This window comes from Sphaerisporangium aureirubrum (assembly GCF_042658925.1).
In the GTDB taxonomy this organism is placed as follows: domain Bacteria; phylum Actinomycetota; class Actinomycetes; order Streptosporangiales; family Streptosporangiaceae; genus Sphaerisporangium; species Sphaerisporangium aureirubrum.
Window position 1 is genome coordinate 68,816 of record NZ_JBHSRF010000015.1, and the last position, 15,416, is coordinate 84,231.

Annotated in this window: 14 protein-coding genes; 5 read left to right on the top strand and 9 right to left on the bottom strand. The window is 73.2% G+C overall.

Going from position 1 to position 15,416, the window contains the following annotated elements:
- Window positions 1-71: 71 nt before the first annotated feature.
- Window positions 72-662 (bottom strand): cob(I)yrinic acid a,c-diamide adenosyltransferase, encoded by a 591-nt coding sequence (locus tag ACFP1K_RS13750; protein WP_380751788.1) that lies wholly within the window; start codon window positions 660-662, stop codon window positions 72-74.
- Window positions 663-820: 158 nt separating this feature from the next.
- Here ACFP1K_RS13750 and ACFP1K_RS13755 point away from each other — a divergent pair, with 158 nt between their 5' ends.
- Window positions 821-1,138, top strand: coding sequence for an STAS domain-containing protein (locus ACFP1K_RS13755; RefSeq protein ID WP_380751791.1), 318 nt, complete (start codon window positions 821-823; stop codon window positions 1,136-1,138).
- A gap of 6 nt (window positions 1,139-1,144) precedes the next feature.
- Here ACFP1K_RS13755 and ACFP1K_RS13760 read toward each other — a convergent pair whose 3' ends face one another.
- From ACFP1K_RS13760 to ACFP1K_RS13785, 6 genes are all read right to left on the bottom strand, one after another.
- The gene (locus ACFP1K_RS13760) at window positions 1,145-1,753 is read right to left on the bottom strand and encodes a TetR/AcrR family transcriptional regulator (protein ID WP_380751794.1); all 609 of its coding nucleotides are present in this window, start codon (window positions 1,751-1,753) and stop codon (window positions 1,145-1,147) included.
- Between the two features lie 81 nt (window positions 1,754-1,834).
- Complete coding sequence (locus tag ACFP1K_RS13765; protein WP_380751797.1) at window positions 1,835-3,322, bottom strand: aldehyde dehydrogenase family protein; 1,488 nt, start codon at window positions 3,320-3,322, stop codon at window positions 1,835-1,837.
- A gap of 114 nt (window positions 3,323-3,436) precedes the next feature.
- Complete coding sequence (locus ACFP1K_RS13770) at window positions 3,437-4,054, bottom strand: response regulator (protein WP_380751800.1); 618 nt, start codon at window positions 4,052-4,054, stop codon at window positions 3,437-3,439.
- Window positions 4,051-5,490 carry a sensor histidine kinase gene (locus ACFP1K_RS13775; protein ID WP_380751803.1) on the bottom strand — a complete coding sequence of 480 codons (1,440 nt, stop codon included), beginning with the start codon at window positions 5,488-5,490 and terminating at the stop codon, window positions 4,051-4,053. The genes ACFP1K_RS13770 and ACFP1K_RS13775 overlap by 4 nt, the downstream gene beginning before the upstream one ends.
- Complete coding sequence (locus tag ACFP1K_RS13780; protein WP_380751806.1) at window positions 5,448-6,305, bottom strand: ABC transporter permease; 858 nt, start codon at window positions 6,303-6,305, stop codon at window positions 5,448-5,450. Before ACFP1K_RS13780 ends, ACFP1K_RS13775 begins: the two co-directional genes overlap by 43 nt.
- 93 nt (window positions 6,306-6,398) lie before the next feature.
- Window positions 6,399-7,244 carry an ABC transporter ATP-binding protein gene (locus ACFP1K_RS13785; RefSeq protein WP_380751809.1) on the bottom strand — a complete coding sequence of 282 codons (846 nt, stop codon included), beginning with the start codon at window positions 7,242-7,244 and terminating at the stop codon, window positions 6,399-6,401.
- A 180-nt stretch (window positions 7,245-7,424) separates the two neighbouring features.
- On the opposite strand from ACFP1K_RS13785, the gene ACFP1K_RS13790 reads away from it, so the two are divergent.
- The 4 genes from ACFP1K_RS13790 to ACFP1K_RS13805 are packed head-to-tail and all read left to right on the top strand — an operon-like array spanning window position 7,425 to window position 13,192.
- Entirely contained in the window at window positions 7,425-8,027 is a 603-nt protein-coding gene (locus ACFP1K_RS13790; RefSeq protein ID WP_380751814.1) for an ATP-binding cassette domain-containing protein, read from the top strand.
- Entirely contained in the window at window positions 8,017-9,264 is a 1,248-nt protein-coding gene (locus tag ACFP1K_RS13795) for a hypothetical protein (RefSeq protein WP_380751819.1), read from the top strand. The genes ACFP1K_RS13790 and ACFP1K_RS13795 overlap by 11 nt, the downstream gene beginning before the upstream one ends.
- Complete coding sequence (locus tag ACFP1K_RS13800) at window positions 9,261-10,964, top strand: hypothetical protein (protein ID WP_380751822.1); 1,704 nt, start codon at window positions 9,261-9,263, stop codon at window positions 10,962-10,964. Before ACFP1K_RS13795 ends, ACFP1K_RS13800 begins: the two co-directional genes overlap by 4 nt.
- Window positions 10,961-13,192, top strand: coding sequence for a hypothetical protein (locus ACFP1K_RS13805; protein ID WP_380751825.1), 2,232 nt, complete (start codon window positions 10,961-10,963; stop codon window positions 13,190-13,192). The genes ACFP1K_RS13800 and ACFP1K_RS13805 overlap by 4 nt, the downstream gene beginning before the upstream one ends.
- 25 nt (window positions 13,193-13,217) lie before the next feature.
- On the opposite strand, the gene ACFP1K_RS13810 is transcribed toward ACFP1K_RS13805, so the two are convergent.
- Window positions 13,218-14,513 carry a glycosyltransferase family 4 protein gene (locus ACFP1K_RS13810; RefSeq protein ID WP_380751828.1) on the bottom strand — a complete coding sequence of 432 codons (1,296 nt, stop codon included), beginning with the start codon at window positions 14,511-14,513 and terminating at the stop codon, window positions 13,218-13,220.
- Between the two features lie 179 nt (window positions 14,514-14,692).
- Window positions 14,693-15,352, bottom strand: a complete 660-nt coding sequence (nucS, locus tag ACFP1K_RS13815) for an endonuclease NucS (protein WP_380751831.1) — start codon at window positions 15,350-15,352, stop codon at window positions 14,693-14,695.
- Window positions 15,353-15,416 lie beyond the last annotated feature (64 nt).

Here is a 15,416-nt window from a genome sequence, read left to right on the forward strand (position 1 = left end):
CCCGCCTCGCTCCGTACGGCGCCCAGCCGCGCCGTGCGGCCCGGACCCCACCGAGGCCGAGCCTGACCTCGTCAGCGGGTGCCGCCGGGCTTCCAGAGCACCTCCTGGCCCGCCGCCACCACCCGGCACAGGATGAACAGCAGGTCGCTGAGCCGGTTGAGATATCTGGCCGTGAGCGGGTTCACATCCTCGTGCGCCTCCAAGGCCGCCCACGCGGTGCGCTCGGCGCGCCGCACGACGGTGCGCGCGACGTGCAGCAGCGCGGTGCCGGGGGCGCCGCCCGGCAGGATGAAGCTGCGCAGCGGGGTGAGCCCGGCGTTGAAGCGGTCGCACTGCTCCTCCAGCCGGTCGACGTACTCCTGCTCCACCCGCAGCGGCGGGAACGGCGGGTTCTCCGTCAGCGGCATGCACAGGTCGGCACCGAGATCGAACAACTCGTTCTGCACCCGGGTCAGCACCACGTTCACCTCGGGCGCGAGACCGCCGAGCGCCATCGCGACGCCGATGGCGGCGTTGGCCTCCTCCACGTCGGCGTACGCGGCGAGCCGGGGATCGGTCTTACTGGTGCGGCTCATGTCGCCGAGGGCGGTGCCGCCGTCGTCGCCGGTGCGCGTGTAGATCGTGGACAGCACGACCGGCTTGTCGTTGTCAGCTCGCGTCATGCCGTCAGCGTAACGAGCGGAGGGCGCGGCCCGGCCGGGCGACGGGGGGGTGTGCGGGATCCAGGGAGACAAGCAACCAGGCAAGAGGTGGATAGAGCGTGCTCAGATGGGCAGGGAACCCGTGCGGCCTGGCGGCCGCGCGACACGAGGAGGGCACCATGCGGAGCCGGAGAACTCCGGGACGGCAGGTGGTCAACGTCGGGTCCAGGCTGGACGGAGGCACCGTCGCGGGCCTGCGCCCGCGCCTGCATGAGGCGGTCGACCGCGGCGAAGGCGATCTGATCGTCGACATGTCCGGCCTGGAGATGATCGACGCGGCCGGTCTCGGGGTCCTGGTCGGCACGCACCGTCGCGCGCTGCGGGCCGATCGCCGCCTGGTGCTGCGCGACGTGCCGCCGCGGGTCATGCGTGTGCTGGCGATCACCAGATTGCACCGGGTGATCCCGGTGGAGATGCCCGAGGCCGCGGTGGCCTAGGCGGGCTCAGGAGCCGAACGAGCGCCGGAAGATATGCACGGCGGTCTCGACGAGATGCTCCAGGGGGGGTTGCCGCTCGGCGAGCACCCACTCGATCAGCAGTTCCTGGAGGGCCCCGACCATGCCGAGGGCCAGCAGATGCTTGCGCCCGGGCAGGCCGACGGGCAGCTCCCCGACGGCGTCCTCGATGATCTCGGTGAACCCGGTGACGGCCCGCTGGCGGCGCATCGAGAGGATCTCACCGGCCCTGCGCACCTCCAGGTGCATGATGCGCGCGCGCCGCACGTCCCGGGTCACGAAGGAGATGTACTCCGTGATTCCGGCCTCGATGCGGCTGTCCGGATCCGGGGGCGCCTCGCCGATCGCCTTGGAGACGGCGAGCATGGTTTCCTCCACGCAGTGGTCGTAAACCGCCCGCATGAGATCTTCCCGTCCGGAGAAACATTCATAGAACGCCCGGTTGGAGATGCGGGCCGCGGCGCACAATCGTTCGATCGTGGTCGTCGTGAATCCCGCACCGGCGAACAACGTGTATGCCGCGTGCAGCAACCGCTGCCTGCGGTCGGCTAATCGTTGCTCCGCGGTCATTCCGCGGTAGTCGCGTCCCGTCGCCACTGTCCACCTCACGTCCTTGCTGGCCCCGTAGGAACCCATCATTATGGACGCAAGATCGTTTTAGCGGAAGTATCACGACAACTAGCTCTTGCGGCGGCCGTGGAGAAAGGTGACCAATTTCACGAGACGCTCCAGGTCGGCTGGGGTTCGAGTGAAAGAGGTGAGATTCATTCCGGGTATGGCGAAACGCTGCCGGGAGATCGCCTTCGGCCGGGTGAACTCGCGCAGCCCGTCGGCCCCGTGAATGCGGCCGAACCCCGAGGCGCCCACGCCGCCGAACGGCAGCGCGGGGACGCCGACGAACGAGATCACCGAGTTGACGGCCGTCATGCCGCTGAGCATGGCCCGCGCCAGCTCGGTGGCCCGGCGCACGTTCCCGGCGAAGACCGTGCCGCCGAGGCCGTACGCCACCGCGTTGGCCCGGCGCACCGCCTCGTCGGCGTCCGCGACCTTGGCGACCGTGATGGTCGGGCCGAACGTCTCCTCCTGGACGGCGCTGGAGTCCTCCGGCACGCCGGTGAGCACCACGGGGTCCACGAACGGCGGGCGGACCGACTCCGCGCCGCCGACCACGGCCGTGGCGCCCCTGGCGAGCGCGTCGTCGACGTGGCGGCGGATGACGCCGGTCTGCTCCGGCATGGTGATCGGGCCGTAGTCCTCCCCGGCGCGCAAGGCGTTCACCCGCTGGGTGAGCTCGCGCAGGAAGTCGTCGTACACGCGCTCGACCGCGTACACGCGCTCCACGCCCACGCAGGTCTGGCCGGCGTTGGACATGGCGCCCCACACCGCCGCGTCGGCGGCGGCCCCGAGATCGGCGTCCTCGTCGACGATCAGCGCGTCCTTGCCGCCGCACTCGGCCACCATCGGCGTCAGGTTGGCGGCGCAGGCCGTCATGACCCGCTTGGCCGTGGCCGTCGACCCGGTGAACGCGATCTTGCCGATGCCCGGGTGACCCGCCAGCGCGGCCCCCGTCTCCCCGAACCCGGTGATCACCTGGAACACCGGATGCTCGGGCACGCTCTCGGCGAACAGCTCGGCCAGCAGCCTGCCGACCCCCGGCGTCAGCTCGCTGGGCTTGAACACCACGGCGTTCCCCGCAGCCAGCGCGTACGCGATCGACCCCATGGGCGTGAACACCGGGTAGTTCCACGGCCCGATCACCCCGACCACGCCGAGGGGGAGGTACTCCAGCGTGGCGGTGAGGTTCATCCCGACCAGCCCCGTCGGCACCCGCCGCGGCCCGAGCACCTTGCGCGCGTTCCGGGCCGCCCAGTCCACATGGGTGATCGCGATCGCCGTCTCCAGCGTGGCGTCCCCCACAGGTTTGCCGGTCTCCTGCGCCACCAGCTCCGCGATCCGCTTCAGGTTCCGCGTCAGCAGGGCCTTGTAGTCCAGCAGCCGCCTCTTGCGGCCGTCGTACCCCAGCCGCCCCCACCACAGGGCCGCCTTCCCGGCGCGCTCCACCGCGGCCCCGACGGACGCCGCGTCGTCGATCGGGTGGGTTCCCACCACCGCTCCCGTCGCGGGGTGCACGGACTCGAAGGTACGCCGGTCGGTGGCCGTAGACATGGGGAAACTCCTTCCCGCCCGCCACCCCACCGAAAAGGGACGGCCGGGCGAACGTTCGCGGTCACGATAACCCCGTCCCGTCACCGATGACCACCCGCGGGGGTGCGGGCGGGGCTACAGCAGGCCGCGGCGCAGGGCCGTGGTGACGGCGGCGGTGCGGTCGCCCACGCCGAGCTTGCCGAAGACGCGCAGGAGGTGGGTCTTGACGGTGGCCTCGCTGATGAACAGCTCGCGGCCCACCTCGGCGTTGGTGAGGCCGCGGGCCACCAGGGCGAGGACCTCGGTCTCGCGTTTGGACAGGGAGTCGGCCACGGGGGAGCGCATGTGGCCGACCAGTTTGGTGGCCACCGAGGGGGACAGGACGGTCTCGCCGCGGGATGCGGCGAAGACGGCGGACACCAGGTCGGCGCGGGAGGTGTCCTTCAGCAGGTACCCGGCGGCGCCCGCCTCGACGGCCCGCACGATGTCCTGGTCGGTCTCGAACGTGGTCAGGACGATGACGCGGCAGCCGGGGCGGTCGGTGAGGACGCGGGGGATGGCGCCCACCCCGTCGCCGCCGGGCATGCGCAGGTCCATGAGGATCACGTCCGGCTCCAGCTCGCGCGCCCGCACCACGGCCTCGTCGCCGGACCCGGCCTCCCCGGCCACCGTGATGCCCGTGTCGGCCTCCAGCATGCCGCGCAGGCCCTCCCGCACCACGGGGTGGTCGTCGACGATCAGCACACGGATCACGGGCGCTCCTTCCTGCGGGACGGCACGGCGGCGGCCACCCGCCGCCGGAGGGCACCCGGGCCCCGGGACGGTCCGGCGCCGCCGGTGACCGCGTGCCCGCCCGCGGCGGGAAGCGGGGCGGGCCCGGCGGGGGCCGCCGGCTCATCCAGGTCCGCCGCGGGAGACGCGGCGGGTTCCACGTCGGGGTACGGGATGCGCACGGTGAGCTCGGTGCCGCGCCCGGGGACGGAGTCCACGTGGACGTCGCCGCCCGCCTGCTCCACGCGGGTACGCATGCCCCGCAGGCCGAAGCCCTGGGCGACGGTGGCGGAGTCGAAGCCGCGCCCGGTGTCGCGCACCCGCAGCACGACGTCGCGCTCACCGTACTCCAGGCCGACCCGCACGGCGGACGCCGCGGCGTGCCGCCGCACGTTGGCCAGCCCCTCCTGCGCCGCCCGGATCAGCACGACCTCGATGCCGGGCGGCAGCGGCCGGGAGCCGTCGCCCACCTCGAACACCACCGGCACGCTCAGCTCCTCGGCCAGCCGGGCGGCGATGCGGCGCAGCGCCTCCTCCAGCGTGGAGCCGTCCAGCGGGGTGGGGGTGAGCGCCGCGATCAGGCCGCGCGCCTCGGCGAGGCTCTCCCGGGCGGTCCGCACGGCCAGCGCCAGGTGCCGGGACGGGTCCCGCTGCGCCTCGGCGGCCTGGATGAGCATGATGATGCTGGTGAACCCCTGGGCGAGGGTGTCGTGGATCTCCCCGGCCAGCCGCTCCCGCTCGGCCATGGCCCCTCGTTCGCGCGACAGCCGGGCGACCTGCGCCTTGCTGGCCTCCAGCTCCTCGATGAGCTGGGCCCGCTCGGCGCTCTGGGTGATGATCCGCGAGATCCACGGCCCGAACACGAGCGAGAACGTGATGGCCACCGCGCTGGTCGCCGCCGCGGTGAAGACCGCCTCCCACCTGAGGCCGGGCTGGAGCGCGAACCGCACGGCGGGCGACAGGTTGAGCGAGAGCACCATCACGATCGCCCAGCGCGCGGTGAGCGTCATGAAGATCTGCGGGCACAGCGCGAACAGCGCGAACGACGACGCCGGGACGAGGATCGTCGCGGGCACGAAGGTGACCAGCACGAACGCCACGTACAGCCGCCGCGCCCGCTGCTGCTCCTCCGACCGCCCGAGCGCCGGGCGCCCGAACACGATGTACGTCGCGCCGCACAGGGTCAGCAGCGCCAGGGCGGTCGCCTTGGCGGGGGCGGACGTGCCGTCGTCGACCAGCACCAGCGTGCCGGTGACCAGGTACGCCACCACGAACATGATGTTCCACCCGCGAAACGCCCGCCACGCGTCGGCCGGCGCCGGGCGTCCGCCCGGCGCCACCCGGCGCGCGCAGTCGTTGTAGCGTGCCGTCCGCTTCATCCGTCGCGGCGGCTCTTCCAGCGAAACGTCGTCAAGCACAAGATGAGACCTCCTGCCACCCACGCTGCCAGTACCAGGGCGACCCGGTCGAGTTCATAAGAACCTGTCATTTCCAGGGCGGCCCCTGCATCGCCCAGGAAGACCGACCGGAAACCCTGGCACATCCACTTCAGCGGAAAGAACGAGGCGATCCGCATCAACCATTCGGGCATCTCGGTGAACGGGATGAAAACTCCGGAGATGAACTGCAGCACGACGAACGGAAGGCTGATCACCGCGCTGGCGCTCTTGGCCGACCGGGGCAGGCTGCTGACCGCGACCCCGAGCAGCGCGGAGCCGGTGATGCCGAGCAGGAACACCCACGCGAACGTCACCCAGCGCCCCACCTCGGACGGCAGGTTCAGGTCGTACAGCAGCACGCCGATGGTCAGCAGGATCGCGATCTCCAGCACCGCCACGACCAGCACGCTGATGATTTTGCCGATGAAGTAGGCGCTGCGCGGCAGCGGGGTGCCGGCCAGCCGCTTCAGGGTGCCGTCGTCGCGGTCGCCGGCGATGCCGATGCCGAGGTTCTGGAAGCTCACGCTCATCACGCCCGCGCCGATCAGGCCCGCGGAGTAGAGCTGGGAGACGGTGATCGGGGAGTCGCCGAGCTGCCCCTGGAAGATCGAGCCGAAGATGGCGAGCAGCACGATGGGGAACGCGAAGGTGAAGACGACGGCGTCCTTCTCGCGGAAGAACATCTTGGTCTCCACGAGCCCTCTCGACCACCCGGTGGCGGCGAGCGAGGGCGGGCGCCGGGATGTGGCGGCGCGCGGCGGCGCGGCCGGGGAAGCAGCGACGGTGTCGCTCATGGGGGTCCTCCAGGAAGGTGCCGGCCCGGTCGGGCGGCGGATGAGGCCGGGGACGTCCGGGCCGGGGAAGGCGACGAGAGCGGGACGTGCCGGTCAGGCGTGGGTGGCGATGAGGCCGAGGTAGACGTCCTCCAGGGTCGGCCTGGTGACCGTGAGCTCGGGCACCTCGCCGTCGAAGCGGCGGGTGAGCTCCACCACGGTGCGGGAGGGCGTGGCGGTCTCCAGCCGCCTGCGCTCGCCGTCCTCCTGCCAGCTCACCGTGGCGTTGGCGGTGGCCCGGCCGCCGAGCGTGGCGGGGTCGCCCTCGGCGACGATGCGCCCGGCGCTGATCACCGCGACCCGGCCGGCCAGCGCCTCGGCCTCATCGAGGTAGTGGGTGGTGAGCATGATGGTGGTGCCCTCGCGGGCCAGGTCCCTGATCAGGTCCCAGAACTGCCGGCGGGCCTCGGGGTCGAACCCCGTGGTGGGCTCGTCCAGGAAGAGCAGCTCGGGCCGTCCGATCACGCCGAGGGCCACGTCCACCCGCCGCCGCTGTCCCCCGGACAGCTTGCGCACCCGGGTGCCGGCCTTCTCGGACAGCCCCACCTTGGCGATCACCTCGTCGGGGTCCCTCGGGTCCTGGTAGTAGGTCGCGAAGTGCCGGACGGTCTCGCGCACGGTCAGCTCCGCGGTGTCCCCGGCGGTCTGCAGCACGATGCCGATGCGGTCCCGCCACTGCCGCGTGGGGTGGCGCGGGTCGATCCCGAGCACGCTCACCTCGCCGTCGTCCCGGGTCCGGTACCCCTCCAGGATCTCGACCGTGGTCGACTTGCCCGCCCCGTTCGGCCCGAGGACGGCGAACACCTCACCCTCCTGGATCTCCAGGTCGATCCCGTCCACCGCCCGGACCTCGCCGTAGCGCTTGGCGAGACCGCGCACCCGTACCGCTGCCTGTGTCATGTCCCGAGCATCCCGCACCGCCCCCTGGCCGCGGCACCATCGTCGGGCTGAACCGGGCGTCCACCGAACGGGGGACACCGGGGGTCGGCCGTCCGGCGCGACGTGATCTCGCGAAGGCCGGGCCCCGCAGGCGATATAGGTTGACTATGGATCGGTCCCCTTTCCCCCCGGGAGCCACCGATGCTCGTTCTCGTGCTCGACGCGTTGCGCTGGGAGTGCCGCGGGGAACGGCGCCGCCTCGATCCGGACCGGCTACTGGTGCGCTCCGGGGAGACCGCGGTGGTGGCCGGAGGCTCCACCGCGGACGCCGACACCTTCACCGAGGTGCTGCTCGGCCGGGCGCCGCTTCCCGGCGGGCACATCCGGCTCGCCGACGCGGTGATCCCGCTGGACGTGCGGCGGGAGATCGCGCTGGTGCCGGCGGGCGGCGGCCTGTTCCCGTACCTCAGCGTCCGGGAGAACATCGTCTGCGGGCGGCGCGGGATCACCGGGGCCGCCGTGCGGGACGCGGCGGCGAGGTTCCGGCTGAACGGCCACCTGGACCGCCGTCCCGGCGACCTCGGGCACGAGGAGCGCGTCCGCGTGGCGCTCGCCCGCGCCACCTGCGCCACCGCCATCCGCGTCCTCGTGGTCGAGGACCGCGCCGGCGAGGTGCCCTGTCACCGGGCGGTGGACACGGCGCGGCGGGAGCTCCCCGACCTTCCCGTGGTGGTGGTCACCGACGACCCCACCCAGGTCGTCACCCTGCGGGCGTCCCAGTGGGAGATCGTCGATGCGGCCTGACCTCACCCGCAGGGGCGCTCTCGCGCTGGTGGCGGGCTCGGCCGCGGCCGGGCTGACCGGCTGCGCCACCTCGCCGGTGCGCATCGCGGTGCCCTGGAGCGGATGGGAGCTCGCGAGGTTCCGCCAGGTGATGCGCGGCTTCCCCGGCGACCCGGTGGTGTTCTCCGCGGGGGACAGCATGGACGCCCTGCTGAAGAACCCCGTGGCGCGGTCGGCCCGGCCGGACGTCGCCTTCATCCCGCGCCTCGGGACACTCGGCGAGGCGGCCTCTGGCCTGCGCACCATGCCGTCGGCGATCCCGGGGCCCTCGTCCGCCGGCGGCGCGACGGCCTGGCGGAGGCTGCTCACCCACGGCGGCCAGGTCAAGGGCGTCTGGTTCAAGGCGGCGCACAAGTCGCTGCTCTGGTTCCGCGACGCGGTCCCGCCGCCGTTCGGCGCGAACCCGGCCGAGCCGTCGTCCTGGAAGGACTGGCTGGCGTACTGCCGCACGGCTCCCCGCCCGGTCCTGTCGATCGGCGCGGCGGACGGCTGGGTGCTCACCGACTGGTTCGAGAACGTCCTGCTGGGCATCGACCCCGTCACCTACCGCAGGCTGCTCCCGGCGGCGGACGGCACGAAGCCGCGCTGGGACGGGTACGCCGTCACCGAGACGCTGCGGCGCCTCCAGGAGCTGTGGGAGATCCCCGATCTGCTGCCGGGCGGGGGCCGCAGGGCGCTGCTGACCTCGTTCCACGACTCGATCCTCGACGTCTTTCACTACGGGCACGCCCGGGCGGTGGCCGCCGCGGACTTCGCGTACCCGGTGATCTCCAGGTACGGGAGCAGGATGCCGGCCCCGTGCCGGTTCCCCGCGACGAACTCCGCCGCGGTGCCGGTCCTGGTGGCCGGGGACGCCGCCGTCGCGCTCACCGAGGCGGGCGAGAGCGTCGTCCGCTGGCTGGCCGGCGACCACGGTCGGGTCGCGGTGCGGGACGCCTGGGTGCGCGAGGGCGGCTTCATCTCCCTGGACTCCCGGGTGACCGGCTATCCCGTCATCCTCGGCCCCTTCACCGGCCAGGTCACCGGGGAGAACGTCGAGTTCGACCTGTCCGACCAGCTCACCGGGCGCCTGTCCGGCGGCAACGGGCGCGGCCTGTGGCGCATCCTCACCAGGTTCTTCGGCGACGTCACCGGCGTCACATCCACCGCCGACCCGGTGGGCGCGGCGCAGAAGGCGATGACGGAGGCGGCCGGGTGAGCGACGAGCCACTGCTGTTCGCGGTGACGCCGAGGATGGACCCCCGGGCACCGGCCACCTGGAGCTCCCACGGCCGGTGGGCCGGATGGGGATACCTGCTGCCCGCCATGGCCGTCATGACGGCGATCCTCGCGGTGCCGCTGGCGATGACGGTGACCACGAGCCTGCTCACCCCGCAGGCGTACCGGACGCTCGTCACCAAGCCCGACTTCTGGCTGGCGCTGCGCAACAACCTGATCTGGATGGCGTTCGCGCTCATCGCCTGCGCGCTCGGCCTCGGCCTCGCCCGGCTGGCCAGGGACGTCGGCGGGCGGCTGCGGTGGGTGCTGACCGCCGCGCTGACCGTCCCCGCCGTCGTCTCGCCGCTGGCCGCCGCGATCACCCTGCGGCTCATCTTCGACTTCCGGCCCGAGCGGGGGCTGCTCGGGGGAGGAGCGCGCGAGGGATACCTGCTCGGGCCCGGCTGGATCTGGCTGCTGCTCGGCATGGCGTTCGTGTGGCAGTGGACCGGGGTGGCGTTCCTCGTCTTCCGTGAGGGGCTCGGCCGGATCCGCGGGGACCTGCTGCGCATCGCGCGGATCTTCGCGCCCGGCAGGTGGTCCAGGACCCGCCTGGTGATGATCCCCACGCTCTTCCCCACGGCCGCGATCGCCGGTCTGATCGTGCTCCTCGCCGCCGCCCGCGCGTTCGAGATCGTGCTGGTGGCCGTGCCGGGGTCCATCCAGGACCAGGTGGACGTGCTGGGGCTCTTCTGGTGGCGGCAGAGCGACGTGTTCGCCGCCGGGGAGCGCGAGGCCCTCGGCGTGCTGCTGTTCCTGATCCCGGCCACCGCGGCGCTGCTGCTGCTCTGGCGGCTGCGCAGGGACCTGCCCCCGCCGGGGGAGAGCGGCGCGGACGGCCCGGCGCGCGGCCCCGGCCGGGTGCCGCGGGCCGTGTCGGCCCTGGTGGCGCTGGTGTGGCTGCTGCCGTTCGCCGTTCTGCTGCTCACCTCGCTGCACGACCCGGTGGACGCCGCCAGGTCCGGCCCGCGGGCCGGGAGCTACGGGTTCGCCTCCTACGCCGAGGCGCTGAGCGACGGGTCGTTCTTCGACGCGATGACGCCCACGGCGACCCGGTCCCTGCTGGTCGCGGTCCTGGTCGTCTTCCTGGCCGTCCCGGCGGCCTACGGGCTGACGTACGCGGGCATGCGCCGCCGCGCGGGGGCGGTCGTGGTGGCGCTGGCGGCGGCGCTCGCGACGATCCCGCCGCAGGCCATCGCCGTCCCGCTGGGCCAGGTGACCGACCGCCTGGTGGGCGGCCCGGTGACGCTGAGCCTGGTGCACACCGCGCTGATCCTGCCGCTCGCGGTGCTGCTGCTGCGCAACGCGTTCCTGTCGGTGCCGCGCCCGGTGGTCAACCGGCCGCTGGCGCAGGGCCGCTCGGCGTTCCGGTGGGTCGTCGAGGCGCGGTTCCCCGCCGTGGTCACCGTGGCGGTGCTGTCCGCGGTGTTCACCTGGAACGACCTCATCGTGAGCCTCCTGCTGAACTGGCCCGCCGCGGACCAGGTCCCCCTGGTGATCTGGCAGCAGGCCAGGGAGTTCGCCACGTCCGCGGGCCCGCTCGCCGCCGAGTCGTTGATGGCGGGCGCCGTGCCCGCGGCGCTGGTGCTGGCGACCGGGCGCTGGCTGGCCGAAGGGCTCACCCAGGGGGTGGCGCGATGAACCCGCCGCCGCGCCGCCACCGGGTCGCCCGGCTGCTCGCCCTGCTGCCGCAGAGCCGCGGCGAGTCGCTGGTGGCCGGACTGACGGTGCTGGGCCTCGTCGCGACCGCCCTGCTGAAGGAGATCCTGACCGATCTGGCGCTGGAGCTGCTCCCGCTCTGGATCCTGCTCATCGTCACGGTGCCCGCGTTCGTGATCTTCTGGCTGCGCAGGCGGCGCGAGCCCGGCGTGGTGCCCGAGTCGCCGCCGCTGACCTTCCCGCCGCCGGTGGAGCGCCTGATCGGGAGGGACGAGGCGGTGCGGCAGGTCGTCCGCGGGGTGGAGGCCCGGGGGCTCGCCGTGGTGCAGGGCAGCAAGGGCCTCGGCACGTCCGCCGTCGCCACCGCCGCCGCCTGGGAGATCGAGCCCCAGCCGGACCGGCAGCGATACGCCGACCTGCGCGGCCAGGACCGCGGCAGGCCCGAGCCCGCCCTCAGCGTGGCCCGCAGGACCCTCGGCGTGCTCGGCCTCCAGCCGGGCGCGGTGGAGACCGCCGACGCGGCGGCGGCCCTGATCGGCGACGCGCTGCGCACGTCCGGCCTGACGCTGCTGCTGGACAACGTCCAGGACTGGGACCAGGTCGCGTGGCTGCCCCGCGCCCCGTCGGCACGGATCGTCGTGGCCGGGCTGCTCGCGGGCACGCCGGTGGAGGAGGAGCCGATCCCCATCGGGTCCCTGTCCGAGGAGGACGGCCTGCGGCTGCTGCGGGCGAAGGTGAAGGTGAACCCCGGGCGGCTGGCCCCGGCGCCCCGGGACCCGCTGCTGCGGTCCTTCCTGCGCAACCCGGTGATCGTCCTCACCGTCGCCGCGTGGCTCGACCACAACGGCGGGATGCGGATCGGCGACCTGGCCGACGACCTGCGCTCGCGGTCGTCGGAGGCCGACGTCCTCGCGACCGTCCGGCGGCGGCTGTCGCAACGGCTGTCGCCGCACGCGGCGCGGCTGCTGTCGGTCCTCGCGCACCTGCCCGTCGAAGAGGTCACCACCGTCACGCTCGCGCGGGTCGCGGGCCTGTCGGAGCGGGAGACCGCCGAGGCCGTCCAGGCGCTCCTCGACAACTGCCTGGTGGAACGGCCGCGCTCGCCGTCCCGGGTCCGCGCCGTGGACGGCGCCTCGCTGATCGTGGAGCCGCCCAGGGACGGCGCCGCCGTCACCCGGGCGCTGGTCGGGCAGCTGGCCGCCCAGGCCGACGCGCACGGACGGCGGCTGCCCGGCGACGAGCACGCCCGGCGGTGGTTCGCCGCCGAGGACACCGCGCTGCTGAAGGTGCTCAGCGCGGCCCCGCCGGTCGCCGCGTCGGCGTACGACATCTGGCGCATCGGGGACGCGCTGGAGACGTGGTTCAACGCCCAGCACCGGCAGACCGACCGGCTGGAGGCGGCCCGGCGGCTGGCCGCCGCCGCCCACCGGCTGCGGGACCGGGAGGCGAACGTCGTCGCCGAGCTGCGCTGCGCCGACGTCGGGCTGGCCCTCGGCGTGGTCGGCGAGGCGAGAAGGCACCTCGCGCGGGCCTGGGAGTCGCTCCCGCCCGCCTCGCGCCCGCCCCAGCTGCACCTCGCCCAGGCCGCCGTCCACCTGACCACCCAGGAGGACCTCACGGTCGTGGAGGCGGAGCTGGCGCGGTACCGGCAGGCGCTGCCCTCCGGGGACGCGCAGGGGCTCGCCGTGGCGCAGGTCAACATCGGCGCGCTGCTGCTGAGCGGCGGCGCGCTGGACTCCCGCCGGGTCCAGGACGCCCACAAGCTCCTCGGCACCGTGGCGGCGTCCCACGACCAGAACGTCGACCTCGGCACCAAGGCCCACGCGACCGAGCTGCGGGCGCTGGCCGACTGGCGCCTCGGCAAGGAGCAGGAGGCCCGCGCCGGGTGGCGGAGGGCCGCCGGCATGTTCCGCCGCACCGGCGAGCCGGTGGGCGAGGGCCGCTGCACCGTCCACCTCGGCACCTCCCTGGTCGGGGCCGACCCCGCCGAGGCCGCCCGTCTGCTGCGCGCCGGCCGCGGCCGGCTGCCCGGCACCGGCCTGCCCACCGCCCTGGCCTGCCTCTACCTCGCGCGCCTGGAACCCGCCCAGGCCCGCGGCCACGTCGAGGCCGGCCTCGACGCGCTCGCGCCCTGGGCGGACGTGACCGAGCCCTCGCACATCGGGGAGATCAGGCGTCGCCTGGAGGAACTGGCCACGATCTCGTCGTAGCCGCCGGACGTCCACGGGGCTCGCGTCACGGCTCGTTGTGGCCGGCGGGCCCGTCCTCGGTCTCGGCATCGCTCGACGGGCCGGCGAGCCCGTCCAGCAGGGCCTCCCACCGGGGGCCGATGGAGGCCATGGTGTAGCGATCGGCGGAGCGCAGGGCGTTGGCGCCGAGGGTGCGGCGCAGGTCCTCGTCCTCGATGAGGCGGCACAGGGCGCGGCCGAGGGCGGCGGCCTTGTCGGAGCGGACCAGCAGTCCGTCGTGGCCGTCGGTGATGATCTCGCGGGGGCCGTGCGGGCAGTCGAAGCTGACCACCGGCACGCCCTTGCTCATCGCTTCCAGGATGGTCATGCCGAAGCCCTCGTAGCGCGAGGCGACCGCGTGGATCGACGCCTTAGACAACATGATCCCCGGCTCCCGGGTGCTGCCCATCAGGGTGACCACGCCGGTGAGGCCGGCCTTGTCGATCCGGTCGCGCAGGCGCTGCTCGCGTTCCTCGGTGCCGCCGCCGTAGATGTGCAGCCGCCAGCCGGGGTGGGCGGCGGCGACGGTCTTCCACGCGTTGACCAGCCGGTCGAAGCCTTTGGCGTGCGCGACGCGGCCGATGCCCACCACCACCTTCTCGTCCAGCCGCGAGACGTCCCCGGCCAGCTCGGCGACCGCGTTGGGCACGCACAGCAGGCGGCCGGGCGGCTTCTGGCGCAGCGCCTTGCGGTACGCCTTCAGGTCGGCCTCGGTGAGCGTGGTGAACACGTCCAGCCGCCCGTAGCGGCGGCGGATCGCGGCCTGCAACTCCGGCGCGTGCGCGTCGAAGGTGGTGTGCTCCTGGCCGATGGTGAGCACCCCTGGCGGGGTGAACAGCGCCATGATCAGGTTGAAGGCGGGCCGGGTGCCGATCAGGACGCCGCCGCGCAACGAGCGCAGGCGCCGGACCAGCAGCAGGTCCGTGCGCAGGCTCATGTTGAGGTACGCCTTCTCCTGCTCGGGCACCAGCCTGCTGCGCATCCGGCTCAGGCGGCGCGCGACCGGGCCCTGCGGGACGGTGCGGTCGTCCAGGAACGTCACCCGCACCCCGGGCGGGATCTCGAAGAACGGTTCCTCGGCCGTGCGGGTCAGGCTGATGATCTCGACGTCCCTGGTGCGGGCCAGGTGGGCCGCGAGGTTCAATGTGGTGCGGATCGTGCCGCCCATGCCGTACGCGTGCAGAAGCAGGATGCGCACGGTGCCGGTCCCCGGCGGCGGCGCCCCGCGGGCCTTCTTCCGGTTGAGCACCCCGAGCACCCGTAACGCGGCGCGCGCGATCGTCCTGCGTGCTTTCGGCGACACGCGGAAACCCCCCTTGACGACGGATCATTTGCCCGCACCAGGCCGCTCCTGCGGCCGGTGGGACCTCCAATGACCTTGTGACGCCATATCGCTGGGGAATGTTGGACGAGCTTGGAAAGATCATCCTTAGGGAGGAGGAAGAACCCCTCAGAACCCGCGAAAACCGCCCAAAAGGGCGCTCAGAAAAGCGTGTCCTTACGCTCGATGCCGCGCAGCGCGTCGTAGTCCAGCACCACGCAGCGGATGCCGCGGTCCTCGGCCAGCGTGCGCGCCTGCGGCGCGATGGTCTGGGCCGCCAGGATGCCGCCGACCGGGGACAGCAGGGGATTGCGGTTCAGCAGCTCCAGGTAGCGTGTCAGCTGCTCGACGGCGTCGATGCCCGCCCGCCGCTTGATCTCCACCGCCACCGTGCCTCCAGGCTGGTCCCGGCACAGGATGTCCACCGGCCCGATCGCCGTGGGGTACTCCCGCCGCACCAGCGTCCACCCGTCCCCCAGGGTCTCGATGTGCTCGGCCAGCAGCGCCTGCAGATGGGCCTCCACACCGTCCTTGCGCAGCCCCGGATCCACACCGAGCTCGTGCGAGGAGTCATGCGTGATCTCCTCGATGGTGAGAATGAGCTTCTCCCCGGTCTTGCTATGGGTGACCGTCCACACGCCCTCCTCCTCACGGAGGCTGCACGGCGGACTCATCCAGTTGAGCGGCTTGAACGCCCGGTCGTCCGCGTGCACGGACACCGAGCCGTCCGCCTTGATGAGGATCAGACGGGGCGCCATGGGCAGGTGCGCCGTCAGGCGGCCCGCGTAATCCACGCTGCATCGCGCGATGACCAGTCGCATGACGGCCAACCCTACCGCCCGCTCCGGTGCCCGTCAGGCGCATGATCAAGTCCCTCCCCGTGGG